This is a genomic window from Solihabitans fulvus, from assembly GCF_008386585.1.
Taxonomy (GTDB): domain Bacteria; phylum Actinomycetota; class Actinomycetes; order Mycobacteriales; family Pseudonocardiaceae; genus Solihabitans; species Solihabitans fulvus.
Genome location: NZ_VUOB01000076.1, coordinates 59875 through 75799, shown reverse-complemented (window position 1 = coordinate 75799; position 15925 = coordinate 59875). Strand labels below are relative to the sequence as shown.

The 15925-nt window shown below is 67.6% G+C and carries 12 protein-coding genes; 10 read left to right on the top strand and 2 right to left on the bottom strand.

Annotated features, from left to right (window positions below; genetic code table 11):
* The first annotated feature begins 7 nt into the window (after positions 1 to 7).
* Positions 8 to 1666 carry a glycoside hydrolase family 27 protein gene (locus F0L68_RS36445; protein WP_223199454.1) on the top strand — a complete coding sequence of 553 codons (1659 nt, stop codon included), beginning with the start codon at positions 8 to 10 and terminating at the stop codon, positions 1664 to 1666.
* A gap of 58 nt (positions 1667 to 1724) precedes the next feature.
* Here the strand turns inward: F0L68_RS36445 and F0L68_RS36440 are convergent, their stop codons facing one another.
* Both F0L68_RS36440 and F0L68_RS36435 read right to left on the bottom strand, forming a co-directional pair.
* Positions 1725 to 3026, bottom strand: a complete 1302-nt coding sequence (locus F0L68_RS36440) for a cellulose binding domain-containing protein (RefSeq protein WP_149854457.1) — start codon at positions 3024 to 3026, stop codon at positions 1725 to 1727.
* 189 nt (positions 3027 to 3215) lie between these two features.
* Positions 3216 to 4697, bottom strand: coding sequence for an arabinofuranosidase catalytic domain-containing protein (locus F0L68_RS36435; RefSeq protein WP_149854456.1), 1482 nt, complete (start codon positions 4695 to 4697; stop codon positions 3216 to 3218).
* 235 nt (positions 4698 to 4932) lie between these two features.
* On the opposite strand from F0L68_RS36435, the gene F0L68_RS36430 reads away from it, so the two are divergent.
* The 9 genes from F0L68_RS36430 to yjfF all read left to right on the top strand — a co-directional run bounded on the left by F0L68_RS36430 (position 4933) and on the right by yjfF (position 15892).
* On the top strand, positions 4933 to 6204 hold the full coding sequence (locus F0L68_RS36430; protein WP_149854455.1) for an ABC transporter substrate-binding protein: 1272 nt from the start codon (positions 4933 to 4935) through the stop codon (positions 6202 to 6204).
* Entirely contained in the window at positions 6201 to 7088 is an 888-nt protein-coding gene (locus F0L68_RS36425) for a carbohydrate ABC transporter permease (protein ID WP_149854454.1), read from the top strand. Before F0L68_RS36430 ends, F0L68_RS36425 begins: the two co-directional genes overlap by 4 nt.
* Positions 7085 to 7897, top strand: a complete 813-nt coding sequence (locus F0L68_RS36420) for a carbohydrate ABC transporter permease (protein ID WP_223199453.1) — start codon at positions 7085 to 7087, stop codon at positions 7895 to 7897. Before F0L68_RS36425 ends, F0L68_RS36420 begins: the two co-directional genes overlap by 4 nt.
* Positions 7894 to 10176, top strand: a complete 2283-nt coding sequence (gene yicI, locus F0L68_RS36415; protein ID WP_149854453.1) for an alpha-xylosidase — start codon at positions 7894 to 7896, stop codon at positions 10174 to 10176. Before F0L68_RS36420 ends, yicI begins: the two co-directional genes overlap by 4 nt.
* Positions 10177 to 10317: 141 nt before the next feature.
* Positions 10318 to 11337: a LacI family DNA-binding transcriptional regulator gene (locus F0L68_RS36410; protein WP_149854452.1), complete on the top strand. Its 1020-nt coding sequence runs from the start codon at positions 10318 to 10320 to the stop codon at positions 11335 to 11337.
* A gap of 63 nt (positions 11338 to 11400) precedes the next feature.
* On the top strand, positions 11401 to 12387 hold the full coding sequence (locus F0L68_RS36405) for an ABC transporter substrate-binding protein (protein WP_188317022.1): 987 nt from the start codon (positions 11401 to 11403) through the stop codon (positions 12385 to 12387).
* A gap of 3 nt (positions 12388 to 12390) precedes the next feature.
* Positions 12391 to 13884, top strand: a complete 1494-nt coding sequence (locus F0L68_RS36400) for a sugar ABC transporter ATP-binding protein (RefSeq protein WP_223199452.1) — start codon at positions 12391 to 12393, stop codon at positions 13882 to 13884.
* Positions 13881 to 14930 (top strand): ABC transporter permease, encoded by a 1050-nt coding sequence (locus F0L68_RS36395; RefSeq protein ID WP_223199451.1) that lies wholly within the window; start codon positions 13881 to 13883, stop codon positions 14928 to 14930. Before F0L68_RS36400 ends, F0L68_RS36395 begins: the two co-directional genes overlap by 4 nt.
* Positions 14927 to 15892: a galactofuranose ABC transporter, permease protein YjfF gene (yjfF, locus tag F0L68_RS36390; protein ID WP_149854450.1), complete on the top strand. Its 966-nt coding sequence runs from the start codon at positions 14927 to 14929 to the stop codon at positions 15890 to 15892. Before F0L68_RS36395 ends, yjfF begins: the two co-directional genes overlap by 4 nt.
* The last annotated feature ends 33 nt before the right edge of the window (positions 15893 to 15925 follow it).

The following is a 15925-nucleotide window of genomic DNA, read 5'->3' as shown; positions in this document are numbered from 1 at the left end:
GATAGTGATGCGTATACCTGTTGCGGCGGTGACGGGGCTCCTGATGGCTGCGGCCGGCCTGTCGATCGGTCCGGCACCCGTGTCCGGGGCCGACGTGCGGCCGGCCGGTGCGGCCACGAGCCAGGCGGTCGCCGCGCCGCCCATGGGCTGGGCGTCGTGGAACAGCTTCGCCGCCCAGATCAACTACGATGTGATCAGAACGCAGGCCGACGCGATCGTCTCAAGTGGACTCCAGGGCATCGGTTACCAGTACGTCAACATCGACGAGGGCTGGTGGCAGGGTACCCGCGACTCGGCCGGCAACATCACCGTGGACACCAGGGAATGGCCTGGCGGCATGCAGGCCGTCGCCGACTACATCCACAGCAAGGGCCTGAAGGCCGGGATCTATACCGACGCGGGCCGGGACGGCTGCGGCTACTACTACCCGACAGGGCGTCCCGCGGCACCAGGTTCCGGCAGCGAAGGCCACTACGACCAGGACTTCCGTCAGTTCGCCACGTGGGGGTTCGACTTCGTCAAGGTGGACTGGTGCGGTGGGAACGCCGAACACCTTGACCCGAGGAGCACCTACCAGGCCATCAGCGATGCGATCGGCCGAGCCACCGCGCAGACCGGTCATCCCATGGTGCTGTCAGTGTGCGACTGGGGTGCGCAGAACCCGTGGGACTGGGCGCCGGGGATGTCCACGATGTGGCGCACCAGCGGCGACATCATCTACTGGGGCCAGCGTCCGTCCATGGACCGGGTGCTGGCCAACTTCGACTCCGCCCAGCATCCCGCCGCACAGAACGTCGGACACTACAACGACCCCGACATGTTGGTGGTCGGTATGCCCGGGTTCACCGCAGCACAGAACCAGAGCCACCTGAGCCTCTGGGCCATCTCCGGCGCGCCGTTGCTGGCCGGCAACAACATCGCCACCATGACCACCGAGACCAGGGACATCCTGGCCAACAAGGAGGTCGTCGCCATCGACCAGGACGCCTTGGGTCGTCAGGGTGTGAAGGTGGCCGAGGACCAGGCTGGCAGCCAGGTGTACAGCAAGGTCCTCGCCGGAACCGGCCGCCGTGCGGTGGTCGCGCTCAACCGGACTGGTTCCGCCAGCGACATCGTGGTTCGGTTCGCCGATCTGGGCCTTGCCGCCGCCGCGTCGGTCCGCAATGTCTGGACGGCGACGGATGTGGGCAGCAGAACCACGAGCTACACGGTGAACGTGCCCGCACATGAGGCCGTCCTGCTGACCGTGACCGGAACCGAGGGGCCGGGCGGCCCGAAGGCCGGCGCGATCGTCGGCCTTCAGTCCCATCGGTGCCTGGACATCAACAACTCCGCGACGACCAACGGCACCCAGGCACAGCTGTGGGACTGCAACGGCAGGGACAACCAGCGATTGACCTATTCGGCCGGCAGACAGCTCACCGTCTACAACGGCACCAAATGTCTTGACGCGTACAACCAGGGCACCGTGAACGGCGCCCAGGTCGTAATCTGGGACTGCAACGGTCAGGCCAACCAGCAGTGGGCGGTCAACTCCAACGGCACGATCACCGGCGTCCAGTCCGGACTGTGCCTGGACGCGTCGAACGCCAACACCGCCAACGGAACCAGGATCATCCTCTGGTCGTGTGGAACCGGCGACAACCAGAAGTGGACCTTCCAGTAGATTTCCGTGAGTCGTTCCCGCACACCGGCCGCCCCAAGCGGGGCGGCCGATGTGCGGGTCACGGGCGCGCCGTGCACGTGAGCCCGTCGACCGGTTGGTACCTGCCGTTGACGACAGCGCCCCAGCTCGTGTTCGCGCCAGGGGCCAGCGCCCCGTTGTAGGGCTGGTTGGCCGAGGTGACCTCCCTGGCGGACTGGGTCACCACGGCGTTCCACGAGCTGTTGACCCGCTGGTCGCCGGGGAAGGAGAACGACGTGCCCCAACCGGTGATCGCGCTGGAACTGGTGTTGGTGACCGTGATCGCCAGCTGGTAGCCGCCGTTCCAGGAACTGGTGACCGTGGAGGTGGCCGAACAGCCGCCCGTCGGTGGCGGGGTGGTGGTGGTCGTGGTGGTGGGCGGCGTGGTGGTGGTGCCACCGCCGTCACTAGTGGTGTAGTCGGTGCCCGTGTACGCCGCCGAGCAGCCGTTGGCGCACTGGCCGGGCAACGAGAAGCTGTACACCCGGCCGTTGTTGAGCGGCGCGTCGGACGCGTCGCGAACCCGGATCTGATAAGAGGTCCCCGCGGTGGCCGTCGGGCCGATGAGGAACGCCTCACCCATGTCGCTGTCAGGCTTGGCCTGCTGCCAGGCACCGTCCGGGCCGAGGAACTCCACCCCGTGGACGCCGTTGGGCAGGTGGGAGACCGCGATGGCCGTCCAGTACCGCTGGGCGCCCTGGAGGAAGCCGAGGTGGATGTCGCCGGTGTAGTTCGGGCTGGGCACGTACGACCAGCTGATGTGCCGATTGTTCCAGTGCGCTGGGTCCATGTCGCCGACCGGGACGCCGTCCTTGACGAACCTGTTGAGAGAGGCGGTGGAGAGGTCCAGATGGTTGGGGTCGTCCCGGCACCAGGCGTTGGTGTCCCCGCAGCTGTCGGCGACGACCATGGTCCGCGTGGCGCCGTTGTACTTGTCGCCGACCCAGGAACCGTTGCGGCAGAACGGCTGTCCTGCCGCGCCGTCGTTGGTTCCTGTGCAGAAGTCCCCGATGGTCACCTGGACGAACCGCCCGCAGTTGCGACCGTTGTCCCACAGGCCGATCTTGCTGGCCTGGGCGGGTGGGATTGGCCGGGGGTAGAAGGAATAGTCGCCCGGCGTGTTGTATACGTTGAGCGCCACGAAGTCCTGCGAGTCCAGGACGTCCTGGGGCAGGCCGCAGCCGCCGTAGGGAGCGCCGAGGCCGTCGAAGTGGGTGGCGTTGCCGGTCAGGGGGGCCGCGGCCGACGGCTGGGACAGCACGATACCGACGGCCGTCGTCGCCAGGGCGACGGCGGCGGCCAGCCATCTGGTACGGCGCGCACGCCACATCCGTTGTGTCATCCGGATCCTCCTCGTCGAGGTGTCATGACATACCGCGCTCGCAGTCTGGGAACGCTCCCAGAAAGCACTGTAGTGAGCTCGTTATGCGTTAACAAGCGCGCACGAGGGTGGACCTGTGGACATGCGGGGGTGGCGGGTGGGCATGTGCCACCCGCCACCCCCGCACGGGGTGCCGTGGTTCCTACCGGACTATCCGAGGGTCCATTGTTGGTTGCTGCCGCCGTTGCAGGACCACAGTTCGGCCAGAGCGCCATCGGCGGTGGACGCGCCGGTGACATCGAGGCACAGTCCTGATTGGACGCCGGTGACCGTGCCGTCGGAGTTGACGTTCCACTGCTGGTTGGTCTGGCCGTTGCAGGACCAGGTCGCGACCTTCGTCCCCGAACTGGTCCCCCGGCCGTACGCGTCCGCGCACAGCGTGGTGCCGCCGACCGTGACGGTCAACTCGTTCGAGGAGGTGTGTGTCCAGGTCTGGTTCGACTGGCCGCTACAGGAGTGGATCTGTAGCTGCGTGCCCAGTGTGGTGGTCGAGTTCGGCACGTCAAGGCACTTGCCGGCGCCCACGGCGTGCAGCGGCCCGGTGCTTGTTCCGCCGCCACCGGTCCCGTATCCGGCTGCGGTGATGTTGGCCTGCACCGCGTTCTCGGTGGCGTCCGACGGGTAGCCGGACGTCATCACGCCCTCGTAGAAGGTGCCGGCGGAGCCGATGCTGTTGTCGCCGCCGGTGCCGAGGATGATGGCGCCTTCCTTGCGCATCGGGTTGTAGCCGGACACGTTGGGCCGCTGTCCGTTGTAGTAGGTGGACAGGCCGCCGGACTGCGCGTTGCCGGCCCGAATGGCCCAGTGGTTCGGCTCGCCCTTGATGATGGCGGTCAGGTACCGGTTGTTGACGGTCGGGTCGTTGGCGTTGTAGCCGGCGTTCGTCCCGGAGTACAGGCCGTTCTCCAGGTCGGCCATGACCCAGGGGCCGGGCCCGGTGCCGTAGCCCCAGACCTTGATGTTGCCGAAGTAGATGGCCTCCATGGTGCCGTTGCCGTTGTCGCGGCTGTTGCGTTCGGCGTTGCCGTAGTCGAAGCAGCAGCCGCCGTTGTAGTGCGTGCCGTCGAAGACCGCGTACATCCCCTCCGGCTGGTCACCGGTCGCGACACCGTTGGTGTTGTTGTTGCGGTAGCCGGTGCCGGCCGGGATGAACACGCCGTACGCCTTGTGTCCGCCGACCGTGGTGGGAGCGGCGGTCGCGTTCGCGAGGTTGTCGTAACCGCCGGGGGCCGGCCCGGAGAACCCGCCGGGCGGCGCCTGGGTGAGGTTGTTGTGGCGGCTGGTCTGGTCGTAGATGACCGTGATCAGGCAGGTCGTGCCGGCACAGAAGGAATCCTGCGCCGCCGCGTCGGCGACTCCGGTCGCGGCGACCGGGGTGATGTCCTTCGTCGTGTTGTCCGAGGAGCGCCTGACCTGGTACAGCGGGCCGTTGTACGTGCCGAACAGCACCCGGGTGGTGCTGTGGGCGGCGACGCAGGGGGTGCCGCCCGCGGCGTAGATGTCACAGGGCCCCTGCGTGACCGCCTGGGACGAGGAAGCCGTTCCGACGACGACGCCGATCGCGAGCGCGGTCGCAGCGCCCGCCGCCAGCAGCGTCCTTCTGGCACGCGACGGCCATGGTCGAAAGACCATAGGTGAACTCCTTTGTTCGTGGTCGCATCAACTGTTAGCGCTAACATTTCACCGAAGAACGAGGTCTCGACCTCCAGAAGCCTTGGCGTCAAAGCGTTGTGACGCCCATCACTATCGCTCGGGTCGGTCGGTCCGTCAAGGACGCGTCGTCGCCGCCCTTCCGTTTCCTGGTTGTGTCGAACCGGTCGAGGCGGTTAGCTAGTCGAAGCGCTTCGATGAACGTGCGGGAGGAACGATGCTCTACCGAGTGCTCGCGATCGTCGCCGTCCTGTTGCTCGCAGTGGGAGGCTGTAGTTCGGGGCAGGGAGCCGGGCAGCGGACCCTGAAGCTGTGGCACTACGAAGGCCCGGACAGTGCCATGGGAGCCGCGTGGGCGTTGGCGGTCAAGCAGTTCGAGGCGGCCCATCCGGACGTCAAGGTCGTGCTTGAGGAGAAGGGGTTCGAGCAGATCCGCAAGACCGCGCCGATGGTGCTGAACTCCAAGGACGCTCCGGACGTGCTGGAGTACGACAAGGGCAACGCCACGTCGGGCCTGCTGGCCAGGCAGGGGCTGCTCACCGACCTCACCGACGAGGTGACCAGGCGAGGCTGGGACAAGCTGGTCACCGGGGAGAGCCAGACCACCGCGCGGTACGACGACAAGGGCGTCATGGGCTCCGGCAGGTGGTACGGCGTGCCCAACTACGCCGAGTACGTCAGCATCTACTACAACAAGGACCAGTTCGCCAAGTACGGCATCGCTGTGCCGACGACACTGGACCAGCTGACGGCCGCGATGGACAAGTTCGTGGCCGCGGGCATCACACCGCTGGCCAGCGCCGGACAGGAGTACCCGGCGCAACAGCTCATGTACGAGCTGGCCCTGACCAAGGCCAGTCGGGACTGGGTGGACCGGTACCAGCGGTACACCGGCAAGGTCGACTTCCACGACGCGGCGTGGACCTACGGCGCGACCACGTTCGCCGACTGGGTCCACAAGGGCTACCTCAGCAAGGACTCGGTCGGCGCCAAGGCCGAGGACATGGGCCTGTCGTTCATCCAGGGCAGATCCCCGATCATGGTCACCGGCAGTTGGTGGTTCGGCCGACTGGTCAAGGACGTCAAGGACTTCCAGTGGGGCTCGGTGCTGTGGCCGGGCCTGACGGCCGGGTCGGCCGGCAACATGTGGGTGGTCCCGAAGGGCTCGAAGAACAAGGACCTCGCGTACGACTTCATCGCGATCACCATGTCCCCGCCCGTCCAGGACGCGCTGCGAGACGCCGGCGGCGTGCCGCTGGTGCGCAACGGCAGCGCGAGTGACCCCAAGGCCAAGGAGGTCACCGACAACTTCGGCGTTCTCTCGACCCAGGACAGGCTGGCGTTCTACCCGGACTGGCCGGCCCCCGGCTACTACGACGAGCTCGTCTCCGCGGTACAGAAGCTGACCACCGGGACCGCCACGCCAAGCCAGGTGCTGGACGAGATAGCCAAGCCGTACCAGGAGAACCTGGCGAACGTCGGCAGATGACGAACCGAAACCGCGCCTCCTACCTGCCGTTCCTGATCCCGGGCGCGGTGCTGCTCGTGGCCGTGATCGTGGTGCCGTTCGCGATGAACCTCGGGATCAGCCTGACGAAGTGGTCCGGCGTCGGTGCCCCGGAGTGGATCGGCCTGGACAACTACCGGCGGCTCGCCGCCGACGGCGTGTTCTGGGCCTCGTTCCGGCACAACGTGGGCATCGTGGTGGCCATGGCCGTGTTGCCGACGATGGCCGGCCTGGTCATCGCGGCCGCCCTGTTCGACTTCGTCGGCAGGAAGTTCGGTCCGAGGGCGGCGAGCGTCCTGCGGGCGTGCATCTACCTGCCGCAGGTGCTGCCGATCGCGGTCGCCGGGATCGTGTGGACGTGGATCCTCGCACCGGACGGCGCGCTGAACGACGTCCTCAGGGCGGTGGGGCTCGGCGCGGTGGCCCAGGACTGGCTGGGCGACCCGGACCTGGCGCTGTACACGGTGATGGGCGTGCTCCTCTGGATCCAGGTCGGCTACCCGGTGGTGATCTTCGTGGCCGGGATGCAGCGGGTGGACCCGGCCCTGCACGAGGCGGCCGAGCTGGACGGGGCGTCCTGGTGGGGCCGGTTCTGGCACGTGACCGTGCCGCAGATCCGGCCTGAGATCTTCGTGGTGCTGCTGACCTGCACGATCGCGGCGTTGAAGGTGTTCCCGCCGATCTACGTGCTGACCCGAGGCGGACCGGGCGGCGCGACGAACGTGCCCTCGTACTACTCGTTCCAGAACTTCTTCGAACGAACCCAGGTCGGCTACGGAGCGGCGATCGCGACCGTGCTCACGGTCCTCATTCTGGTCCTGACCACGGTGTTCCTGCGCGTGCAGAACCGGGGTGAGCGGGCGTGAGACGGCATGTGGTCCTGTGGTCGCTGGTCCTGCTGGCCGTGCTGATGCTGGTCCCGTTCGTGATCGTGGCCATGAACGCGGTGAAGTCGCCGGCCGAGTACGCGACGGGCGGCCCGATCAAGCCGCCGCACGGTATCGACCTGCACGGGATCGTCGACTTCTGGCAGCGCGTCGACTTCGGCGGCAAGCTGCTCAACAGCGTCGTGATCAGCGGCTCGGTGGCGGTGCTGGCCGTCGTGGTGTCGGTGTTGAACGCGTACGCCCTTGGCATCGGCCGGGTCAGGGGCCGGACCTGGATCCTGGTCGTGTTCCTGGTCGCCAACACGGTGCCCCAGGAGGCGCTGGTCTACCCGCTGTACTACCTGGCCAACCAGACCGGGCTGTACGACACGCGGCTGGGCGTGATCCTCGTCTTCACGATCATCCAGGGCGCGTTCGGCACGTACCTGCTCTCGTCCACGTTCGTCGCCTTCCCGCCCGAGCTGCTCGAGGCCGCCAGGATCGACGGCGCCGGCAAGCTACAGACGCTGCTGCGGATCGTGGTCCCGGTCAGCCGGCCGACCCTGGGCATGCTGATGGTGTTCTTCTTCATCTGGACGTGGAACGAGTTCTTCCTGCCGCTGGTGCTGTTGATCTCCAACGAGAACCAGACCGTCACTGTCGCGCTCGGGGTGCTCCAGGGCCAGCGGATGATGGACGCGACCATGACGAGCGCGTCGGCGCTGCTCGGCGTGATCCCGGCGATCGCGTTCTTCCTTGTCTTCCAGCGCACGTTGACCCGTGGAATCACAGCAGGGGCGGTCAAATGAAGTTCAGCGACGGGTACTGGCTGCTCAAATCCGGGGTGGAGGCGGTGTACCCGGCGGAGGTGCACGACATCACCGAGGGGCCGGGCTCGCTCGTGGTGCACGCACCCGTCCAGCACATCCGCCACCGGGGTGACCTGCTCAAGGGGCCACTGGTCACCGTGGGCCTCGACGCGCCAATGGCCGACGTGATCCGCGTGACGATCGCGCATTTCCACGGCGAGATGGACAACGGGCCGCACTTCGAGATCGCCGGCGGCGAATCCGGCGGCACGGTGTCGCATGAGGACAGTGGCGTCGTGCTGACCTCCGGAGACCTGTCGGTGCGGGTGAGCCAGGACGAATGGGGACTGGACTTCGCCGCTGCGGGCGCGGTGCTCACGTCCACCGGCGTCAAGGGCATGGGCTTCATGACGTTGGACGGCCGGCACTACGTCCGTGAACAGCTGAACCTTGGTGTCGGGGACACCGTCTACGGCCTTGGCGAGCGGTTCGGGCCGATGGTCCGCAACGGCCAGGAGGTGGACATCTGGAACGCGGACGCGGGCACCACGAGCGAGCAGGCGTACAAGAACGTCCCGTTCTACCTGACCAACGCCGGATACGGCGTGTTCGTCAACCACCCCGGCCGGGTGTCGTTCGAGGTCGCCTCCGAGGTGACGTCCCGGGTCCAGTTCAGCGTCGAGGGACAGTCACTGGAGTACTTCGTCATCTACGGCCCCACCCCGAAGGACATCCTTCGCAGGTACACGGCGCTGACCGGCCGGCCGGTGCTGCCGCCGGCATGGTCGTTCGGGCTGTGGCTGTCGACGTCGTTCACCACGTCCTACGACGAGAAGACGGTCACCGACTTCATCGACGGCATGGCCGATCGCGACCTGCCGTTGAGCGTCTTCCACTTCGACTGCTTCTGGATGCGCGACCTGCACTGGTGCGACTTCGAGTGGGATCCACGGACCTTCCCCGACCCGGTCGGGATGCTGGCCAGGCTCAAGGCCCGCGGCCTGCGGATCTCGGTGTGGATCAACCCGTACGTCGCCCAGCGGTCCGCGCTGTTCGCCGAGGGTGTGGCTGGCGGGTATCTGCTGCGGAAGCCGAACGGCGACGTGTGGCAGTGGGACCGGTGGCAGCCGGGGATGGCGCTGGTGGACTTCACCAACCCGGCCGCCCGCGCGTGGTACGCGGCCAAGCTGGAAGTCCTGCTGGATCAGGGAGTGGACTGCTTCAAGACCGACTTCGGCGAGCGAATCCCCACCGACGTGGTCTACCACGACGGATCCGATCCGCAGCGGATGCACAACTACTACGCGTACCTGTACAACCGGACGGTCTTCGACGTGTTGCGCGGACGTGGCCAGGCCGTGGTGTTCGCGCGGTCGGCCACGACCGGGTCGCAACAGCTTCCGGTGCACTGGGGGGGAGACTGCGAGTCGACCTACGAGGCGATGGCGGAGAGCCTGCGCGGCGGGCTGTCGCTGGGAATGTCCGGGTTCGGGTTCTGGAGCCACGACATCGGCGGTTTCGAGGGCACACCGTCGCCGGCGTTGTTCAAGCGGTGGATCGCGTTCGGGCTGCTGTCCTCGCACAGCCGGCTGCACGGCAGCGACTCCTACCGGGTGCCGTGGCTGTTCGACGAGGAGTCGGTCGACGTGCTGCGGCGGTTCTCGAAACTGAAGGCGCGGTTGATGCCGTATCTGGACCAGGTGGCCCGGCAGGCCGTGGCCCAGGGCGTGCCGATGATGCGGGCGATGGTGCTGGAGTTCCCCGACGACCCGGCGTGCACGCATCTGGAGCGCCAGTACATGCTCGGCGACAGCCTGCTCGTGGCGCCGGTGTTCTCCGACGATGGCGACGTCTCGTACTACGTGCCCGAGGGGGAGTGGACGGACCTGCTGACCGGGCAGGCCGTGTCCGGGCCGAGGTGGGTCCGTGACCGGCGCGGATTCCTGGAGATGCCGATCCTGGTGCGCCCCAACACGGTCCTGCCGGTCGGCGCGGTCGACTCCCGACCGGACTACGCCTACGCCGAGGACGTCACGTTGCGGCTGTACTCGCTCCGGGAGGGGACCCAGGTCACGGCCGTCGGCGACACGGTGTTCGCCACGCACCGTCGAGGCGACGACCTGCGGATCGAGGCGACCCGGCCGCCGTCGAGTTGGCAGGTCCGACTGGAGGGGCTTCGGGATGTTGACGCGGTGGCCGGCGGGAGGGCGGAACTGGACCAGGACGGCGTGGTCGTCCGGGCGACGGGAGCCGAGGTGACCCTGCGGATCGTGGGCTGATCCTCGGGGTCGAGGTGGGGGAGCGGCCGCGATCTGAACCGGTACCTTTGTCACGCTGTTGTTACAGGGCTTGACGCGGTATGTGTTATCGCTAACACTACCCATCGTCACGACGCGGCGTAGCGGACGGAGGTTGGCTGTATGTCCAGTGGCAACCCGTCCGAGCGGCAGGCGAGCCTGACCGACGTGGCCGAGCTGGCCGGCGTCTCACACATGACGGTGTCCCGGGTGGTCAACGGCACCGGCCCGGTCCGGGCGGAGACCCGGGCCAGGGTGATGGCCGCGGTGGCGCGGCTGGACTACCGGCCGAACTCGGCTGCCCGTGCGTTGGTCACGGGCCGGACCGGCGTGCTCGGCGTGGTCGCGCTGGACTCCATGCTCTACGGCCCGGCGAGCACGCTGTACGGCATCGAGAAGGCCGCCAGCGAGGCCGGGTACTCGGTTGCGATCTCCAGCGTCGGCGTCCCGCACCGGACGTCCATCGCCGATGCGGTGGACAACCTCCGGCGGCAGGCGGTCGAGGGCATCGTGGTGATCGCGCCGCACGTCGCCGTGGTCAAGGCGTTGGACGCGGTGCCAAAGGACATGCCGTTGGTGGCGGTCGCCGGAGGCGAACGGGCGGCCGTTCCGGTGGTGGCCGTCGACCAGTACGACGGCGCCAAACGCGCGACCGAACACCTGCTTGCGCTGGGGCACAAGACGGTGTGGCATGTTGGCGGCCCGGCCGACTGGCTGGAGGCGCGGGCGCGGGAACGTGCCTGGCGGGAGACCCTCAAGCGGTACAAGGCACCGGTGCCCGAGGTCGTCCGGGGCGACTGGAGCCCACGGTCCGGGTACGAGGCGGGCCGGGCGCTGGCCAAGGTGAAGGGGGTGTCCGCGGTGTTCGTCGCCAACGACCAGATGGCGCTCGGGCTGTTGCGGGCGTTCTCCGAAGCCGGCATCCGCGTTCCCCGCGACGTGCACGTCGCCGGATTCGACGACATCCCCGAGGCGGCGTACTTCAGCCCGCCGCTGACCACCGTGCGTCAGGACTTCATCGAGGTCGGGCGACGCACGTTCCAGATTCTGGCCCAACGGATCGCGGGCGAACTGGCCGACGGAAAAGTCCGCGACCTGGTCGAGGCCGAACTGATCGTCCGGGAGAGCACCGGGCCGCGGTAACCCCCTACGGGGTGGCCGCAACGTAAGTGATGACCTGAATGTTAGCGCTAACATGGAGTGTCGATGTTAAACAGGAAATGGGCCGCTGGTGTGGTCGTCGGTGTCGGAGCGCTGCTCCTGTCCGCCTGTGGCAGTAGCAGTGGCAGCGGCAGTGGGTCCGGAAGTGGCGGTGGGGCGATCAGCCTTGGCTTCGCCCAGGTCGGCGCGGAGAGCGGGTGGCGGACCGCGAACACCAAGTCGATCCAGGACTCGGCCAAGTCGGCCGGGATCGAGCTGAAGTTCTCCGACGCGCAGCAGAAGCAGGAGAACCAGATCAAGGCGATCCGGTCGTACATCCAGCAGAAGGTCAAGGTCATCGCGTTCTCGCCGGTGGTCGAGTCGGGCTGGGACACCGTGCTCAAGGAGGCGAAGACCGCCAACATCCCGGTGGTGCTGACCGACCGCGCAATCGACTCGCCCGACAAGACGCTCTACAAGACCTTCCTCGGTTCGGACTTCGTGAAGGAGGGGCAGAAGGCCGGCCAGTGGCTGACCAAGGAGTACGCCTCCGCGCCCGGGGACGTGAACATCGTGGAGCTGCAGGGCACCACGGGCTCGGCGCCCGCGAACGACCGCAAGAAGGGCTTCGGCGACGTGATCGCGGCCGACCCGAAGTTCAAGATCGTCGCCTCGCAGACCGGTGACTTCACCCGCGCCAAGGGCAAGGAGGTGATGGAGGCGTTCCTGAAGTCGCAGAGCAAGATCGACGTGCTGTACGCGCACAACGACGACATGGCGCTCGGCGCCATCGAGGCCATCGAGGGCGCGGGCAAGGTGCCAGGCAAGGACATCAAGATCGTCTCCGTGGACGGTGTCCACGACGCGTTGCAGGCGCTGGTCGACGGTAAGATCAACCACGTGGTCGAGTGCAACCCACTGCTCGGCCCGCAGCTGATGGATCTGGTCAAGAAGGTCTCGGCCGGCCAGGACGTGCCGGCGAGGATCGAGACCACGGAGACCGAGTTCGACCAGGCCGCCGCCAAGACCGCGCTGCCGCAGAGGCAGTACTGATCCATGCCGGCCGAGATTCTGCGGATGACGGGCATCCGCAAGGAGTTCGCGGGTGTCGTCGCGCTTGACGACGTGGACTTCCGTTTGTTCCCCGGTGAGGTGCACGCCCTGATGGGCGAGAACGGCGCCGGGAAGTCCACGTTGATCAAGGTCCTGACGGGGGTGCACGGCGTGGACGCGGGCACTGTCCTGTTCGCGGGCGAGCCCGTGTCCTTCGCCGGCCCCGCCGCGGCCCAGCGCGGCGGCGTGAGCACGGTCTACCAGGAGGTGAACCTGTGCCCGAACCTGTCGGTCGCGGAGAACATCCTGCTGGGCCGCGAGCCCCGTCGGTTCGGTCGGATCCACTGGTCGGCGCTGCGTCGCCGGGCGGTCGAGCTGCTGGCCAGGCTGGAGGTGTCGCTGGACGTGTCGGCGCCGCTTGGCCAGCAGTCGATCGCCGTCCAACAGCTCGTCGCCATCGCGCGTGCGCTGGACGTGGACGCGCGCGTCCTCGTCCTGGACGAGCCGACGTCCAGCCTGGACCCTGGCGAGGTCGAGCGGCTGCTCGGCGTGATGCGGTCGCTGCGCGCCCAGGGCATGGCGATCCTGTTCGTGTCGCACTTCATCGACCAGGTCCTGGCCATCGCGGACCGGATGACCGTGCTGCGCAACGGGAAACTCGTCGGCGAGTACACCGACATCACGGCACGGGAGCTGGTCGCGAAGATGATCGGCAAGGACCTCCCCGTGCTGGAGGGGCTCCGTGGCGAGGTGCGGCACGGCGAGGGGACGCTCATGCAGGCGTCGGACCTCGGCCGCAAGGGGAGCGTCGCGCCCTTCTCGCTGGAGATCTCGCGCGGTTCGGTGCTCGGGCTGGCCGGGCTGCTCGGATCTGGACGGACCGAGCTCGCCCGGCTGCTGTTCGGCGCCGACCACGCGGACTCCGGTGAGGTGCGGATCGACGACACCCCGGTCGCGTTGCGGTCACCTCGGGTGGCCGTGAGCAAGGGAATCGCCTTCTGCTCGGAGAACCGCAAGACCGAGGGCCTGATCCAGGATCTGACCGTCCGCGAGAACATCATCCTCGCGATGCAGGCGGCCCGCGGCTGGACCAGACCGCTGTCCCGGCGCCGGCAGGACGAGATCGTCGCCAGGAGCATCGAATTGCTGGACATCCGTCCGGCCGACCCGGAGGCCAGGGCCGGCGACCTGTCCGGTGGCAACCAGCAGAAGGTCCTGCTCGCGCGGTGGCTGATCACCGAACCGAAGCTGCTGATCCTGGACGAACCGACCAGGGGCATCGACGTCGGCGCGAAGGCCGAGATCCAGCGGCTGGTCGCGGAGCTGACGGCGGACGGCATGGCGGTGGTGTTCATCTCCGCGGAGTTGGAGGAAGTGCTGAGGGTGAGTGACAAGGTGGCCGTGCTGCGGGACCGCCACGTCGTGGCCCAACTGGCGAACGACTCGCTCACTCCGGACGACATCATGGCAACCATCGCGGACGGAGGGGAGCGGTGAACACCTACGCCCGCTTGGTCAAACACCGCCTGTTCTGGCCAGCTGCCGCCCTCGTTCTGCTGCTTCTCGGCAACTTCGTCGCGTCGCCGAGGTTCTTCGCCGTCCAGTTCCGCGAGGGCCACCTCTACGGCAGCCTGATCGACATTCTTCGGTTCGGCGCCCCGCTCATTCTCGTCGCCCTCGGCATGACCCTCGTCATCGCGACCGGCGGCATCGACCTGTCCGTTGGGTCCGTGGTCGCCATCAGCGGGGCCGTCGCGTGCCTCTGGGTGAGCAGGCTCGGAGACCAGAACAGTCTCGGCGGGACCCTGGGAGCAGTGGGGATCGCCATCGCACTGAGCCTGCTTCTCGGGGCGTGCAACGGGTTCCTGGTGAGCGTGCTCGGGGTGCAGCCGATCGTGGGGACGTTGATCCTCATGGTGGCCGGCCGCGGCCTGGCCCAGCTGATCACCGACGGCCAGATCATCACCATCACCGGCACCCACTACCGGGACATCGGCGGCGGCTTCGTGGCCACGGTGCCGTTGTCGATCCTGATCGCGCTGGCCGCATTCGGGATCTCGTCCCTGGCGGTCCGCAAGTCCGCGCTGGGCATGCTGATCGAGGCGGTCGGCGGGAACCCGGAGGCGAGCAGGCTCGCCGGGGTGGCGTCCCGGCGGCTGATCTGGCTCACGTACGTCTTCTGCGGCCTGTGCGCCGGCGTGGCCGGGCTGATGATCAGCTCGAACGTCTCCAGCGCCGACGGCAACAACGCCGGCCTGTGGATCGAGCTGGACGCCATCCTCGCGGTGGTCATCGGCGGCACGCGCCTGACCGGCGGCCGGTTCTCCTTCGGCGGCACGGTCATCGGCGCGTTGCTCATCCAGACCCTGTCCACGACTGTCTACACCCTGGGGATCCCGCCGGAGACCACGCTGCTGTTCAAGGCGGTCGTGGTGCTGGCGGTGTGCCTAGTGCAGTCGCCGCAGTTCCGGCGGAAGTTCGCCCGCCGGTCCCGTCGGTCGGTCCCGGTCGTCAAGGACGAAAAAGTGGAGGTGACGCTATGACCACGCTGACCGTGTCCCGCAAGCGCTATCTCCCGATCCTGGCCACGCTGGTGATGCTCGTCGGCGCCTTCGGATTCGGCTCTGCCAGGTACGACGGCTTCGCCGACTCGCAGGTGGTGCTGAACCTCCTGATCGACAACGCGTTCCTGTTGGTGGTCGCCGCGGGGATGACGTTCGTGATCCTCAGCGGGGGCATCGACCTGTCGGTCGGCTCGGTTGTCGCGCTGTCCACCCTGGTGTCCGCGAAGCTGCTCGGGCACGGGTGGCCTGCTCCCGTCGTCATCCTGGTGGTCCTGGTGATCGGCGCCAGTCTCGGACTGGGCATGGGTGCGGTCATCCACTTCTTCGAGCTGCAACCGTTCGTGGTGACCCTCGCTGGGATGTTCCTGGCGCGCGGGCTCTGCTACACCATCAGCGTCGAGTCGATCTCGATCACGAACCCGTTCTTCACCTACGTCGCCCAGACGCCGATCTCGCTGCCCGGTGGCACGCACGTGTCCATCGGCGTGGTGATCGCGCTGGTCGTGGTCGCGGTGGGCGTGTACGTGCTGCACTACACGCGATTCGGCCGCACGGTGTACGCGGTCGGCGGCAGCGAGCAGTCCGCGATGTTGATGGGCCTGCCGGTGGGCCGCACGAAGATCCAGATCTACGCGGTCAGCGGTTTCTGTTCCGCGCTCGGCGGCCTGTTGCTGGCGTTCTACACGTTGTCCGGCAACCCGTTGCACGCCATCGGGATGGAGCTGGACGCCATCGCGGCGGTTGTCATCGGCGGAACAGTGCTGACCGGAGGATCCGGCTACCTCCTCGGCACCGTGCTCGGCGTCACCGTGCTCGGCGTCATCCAGACGCTGATCACCTTCGACGGCACGCTCAGCTCCTGGTGGACCCGGATCGTGATCGGCGCACTGCTGTTCCTGTTCATCGTCCTACAGCGGCTGGTCACCCGCCGCACACGGTAACCAGTTCTGCCTGACTGACGCGCGAGCGAAATG

Excerpts from the sequence above, each read along its gene's own strand:
- F0L68_RS36410 (WP_149854452.1), top strand. The coding sequence starts at position 10,318 with ATGTCCAGTGGCAACCCGTCCGAGCGGCAGGCGAGCCTGACCGACGTG.
- F0L68_RS36445 (WP_223199454.1), top strand. The coding sequence starts at position 8 with ATGCGTATACCTGTTGCGGCGGTGACGGGGCTCCTGATGGCTGCGGCC.
- yicI (WP_149854453.1), top strand. The coding sequence starts at position 7,894 with ATGAAGTTCAGCGACGGGTACTGGCTGCTCAAATCCGGGGTGGAGGCG.
- F0L68_RS36440 (WP_149854457.1), bottom strand. The coding sequence starts at position 3,026 with ATGACACAACGGATGTGGCGTGCGCGCCGTACCAGATGGCTGGCCGCC.
- F0L68_RS36430 (WP_149854455.1), top strand. The coding sequence starts at position 4,933 with ATGCTCTACCGAGTGCTCGCGATCGTCGCCGTCCTGTTGCTCGCAGTG.
- F0L68_RS36435 (WP_149854456.1), bottom strand. The coding sequence starts at position 4,697 with ATGGTCTTTCGACCATGGCCGTCGCGTGCCAGAAGGACGCTGCTGGCG.
- F0L68_RS36425 (WP_149854454.1), top strand. The coding sequence starts at position 6,201 with ATGACGAACCGAAACCGCGCCTCCTACCTGCCGTTCCTGATCCCGGGC.
- F0L68_RS36405 (WP_188317022.1), top strand. The coding sequence starts at position 11,401 with ATGTTAAACAGGAAATGGGCCGCTGGTGTGGTCGTCGGTGTCGGAGCG.
- yjfF (WP_149854450.1), top strand. The coding sequence starts at position 14,927 with ATGACCACGCTGACCGTGTCCCGCAAGCGCTATCTCCCGATCCTGGCC.
- F0L68_RS36400 (WP_223199452.1), top strand. The coding sequence starts at position 12,391 with ATGCCGGCCGAGATTCTGCGGATGACGGGCATCCGCAAGGAGTTCGCG.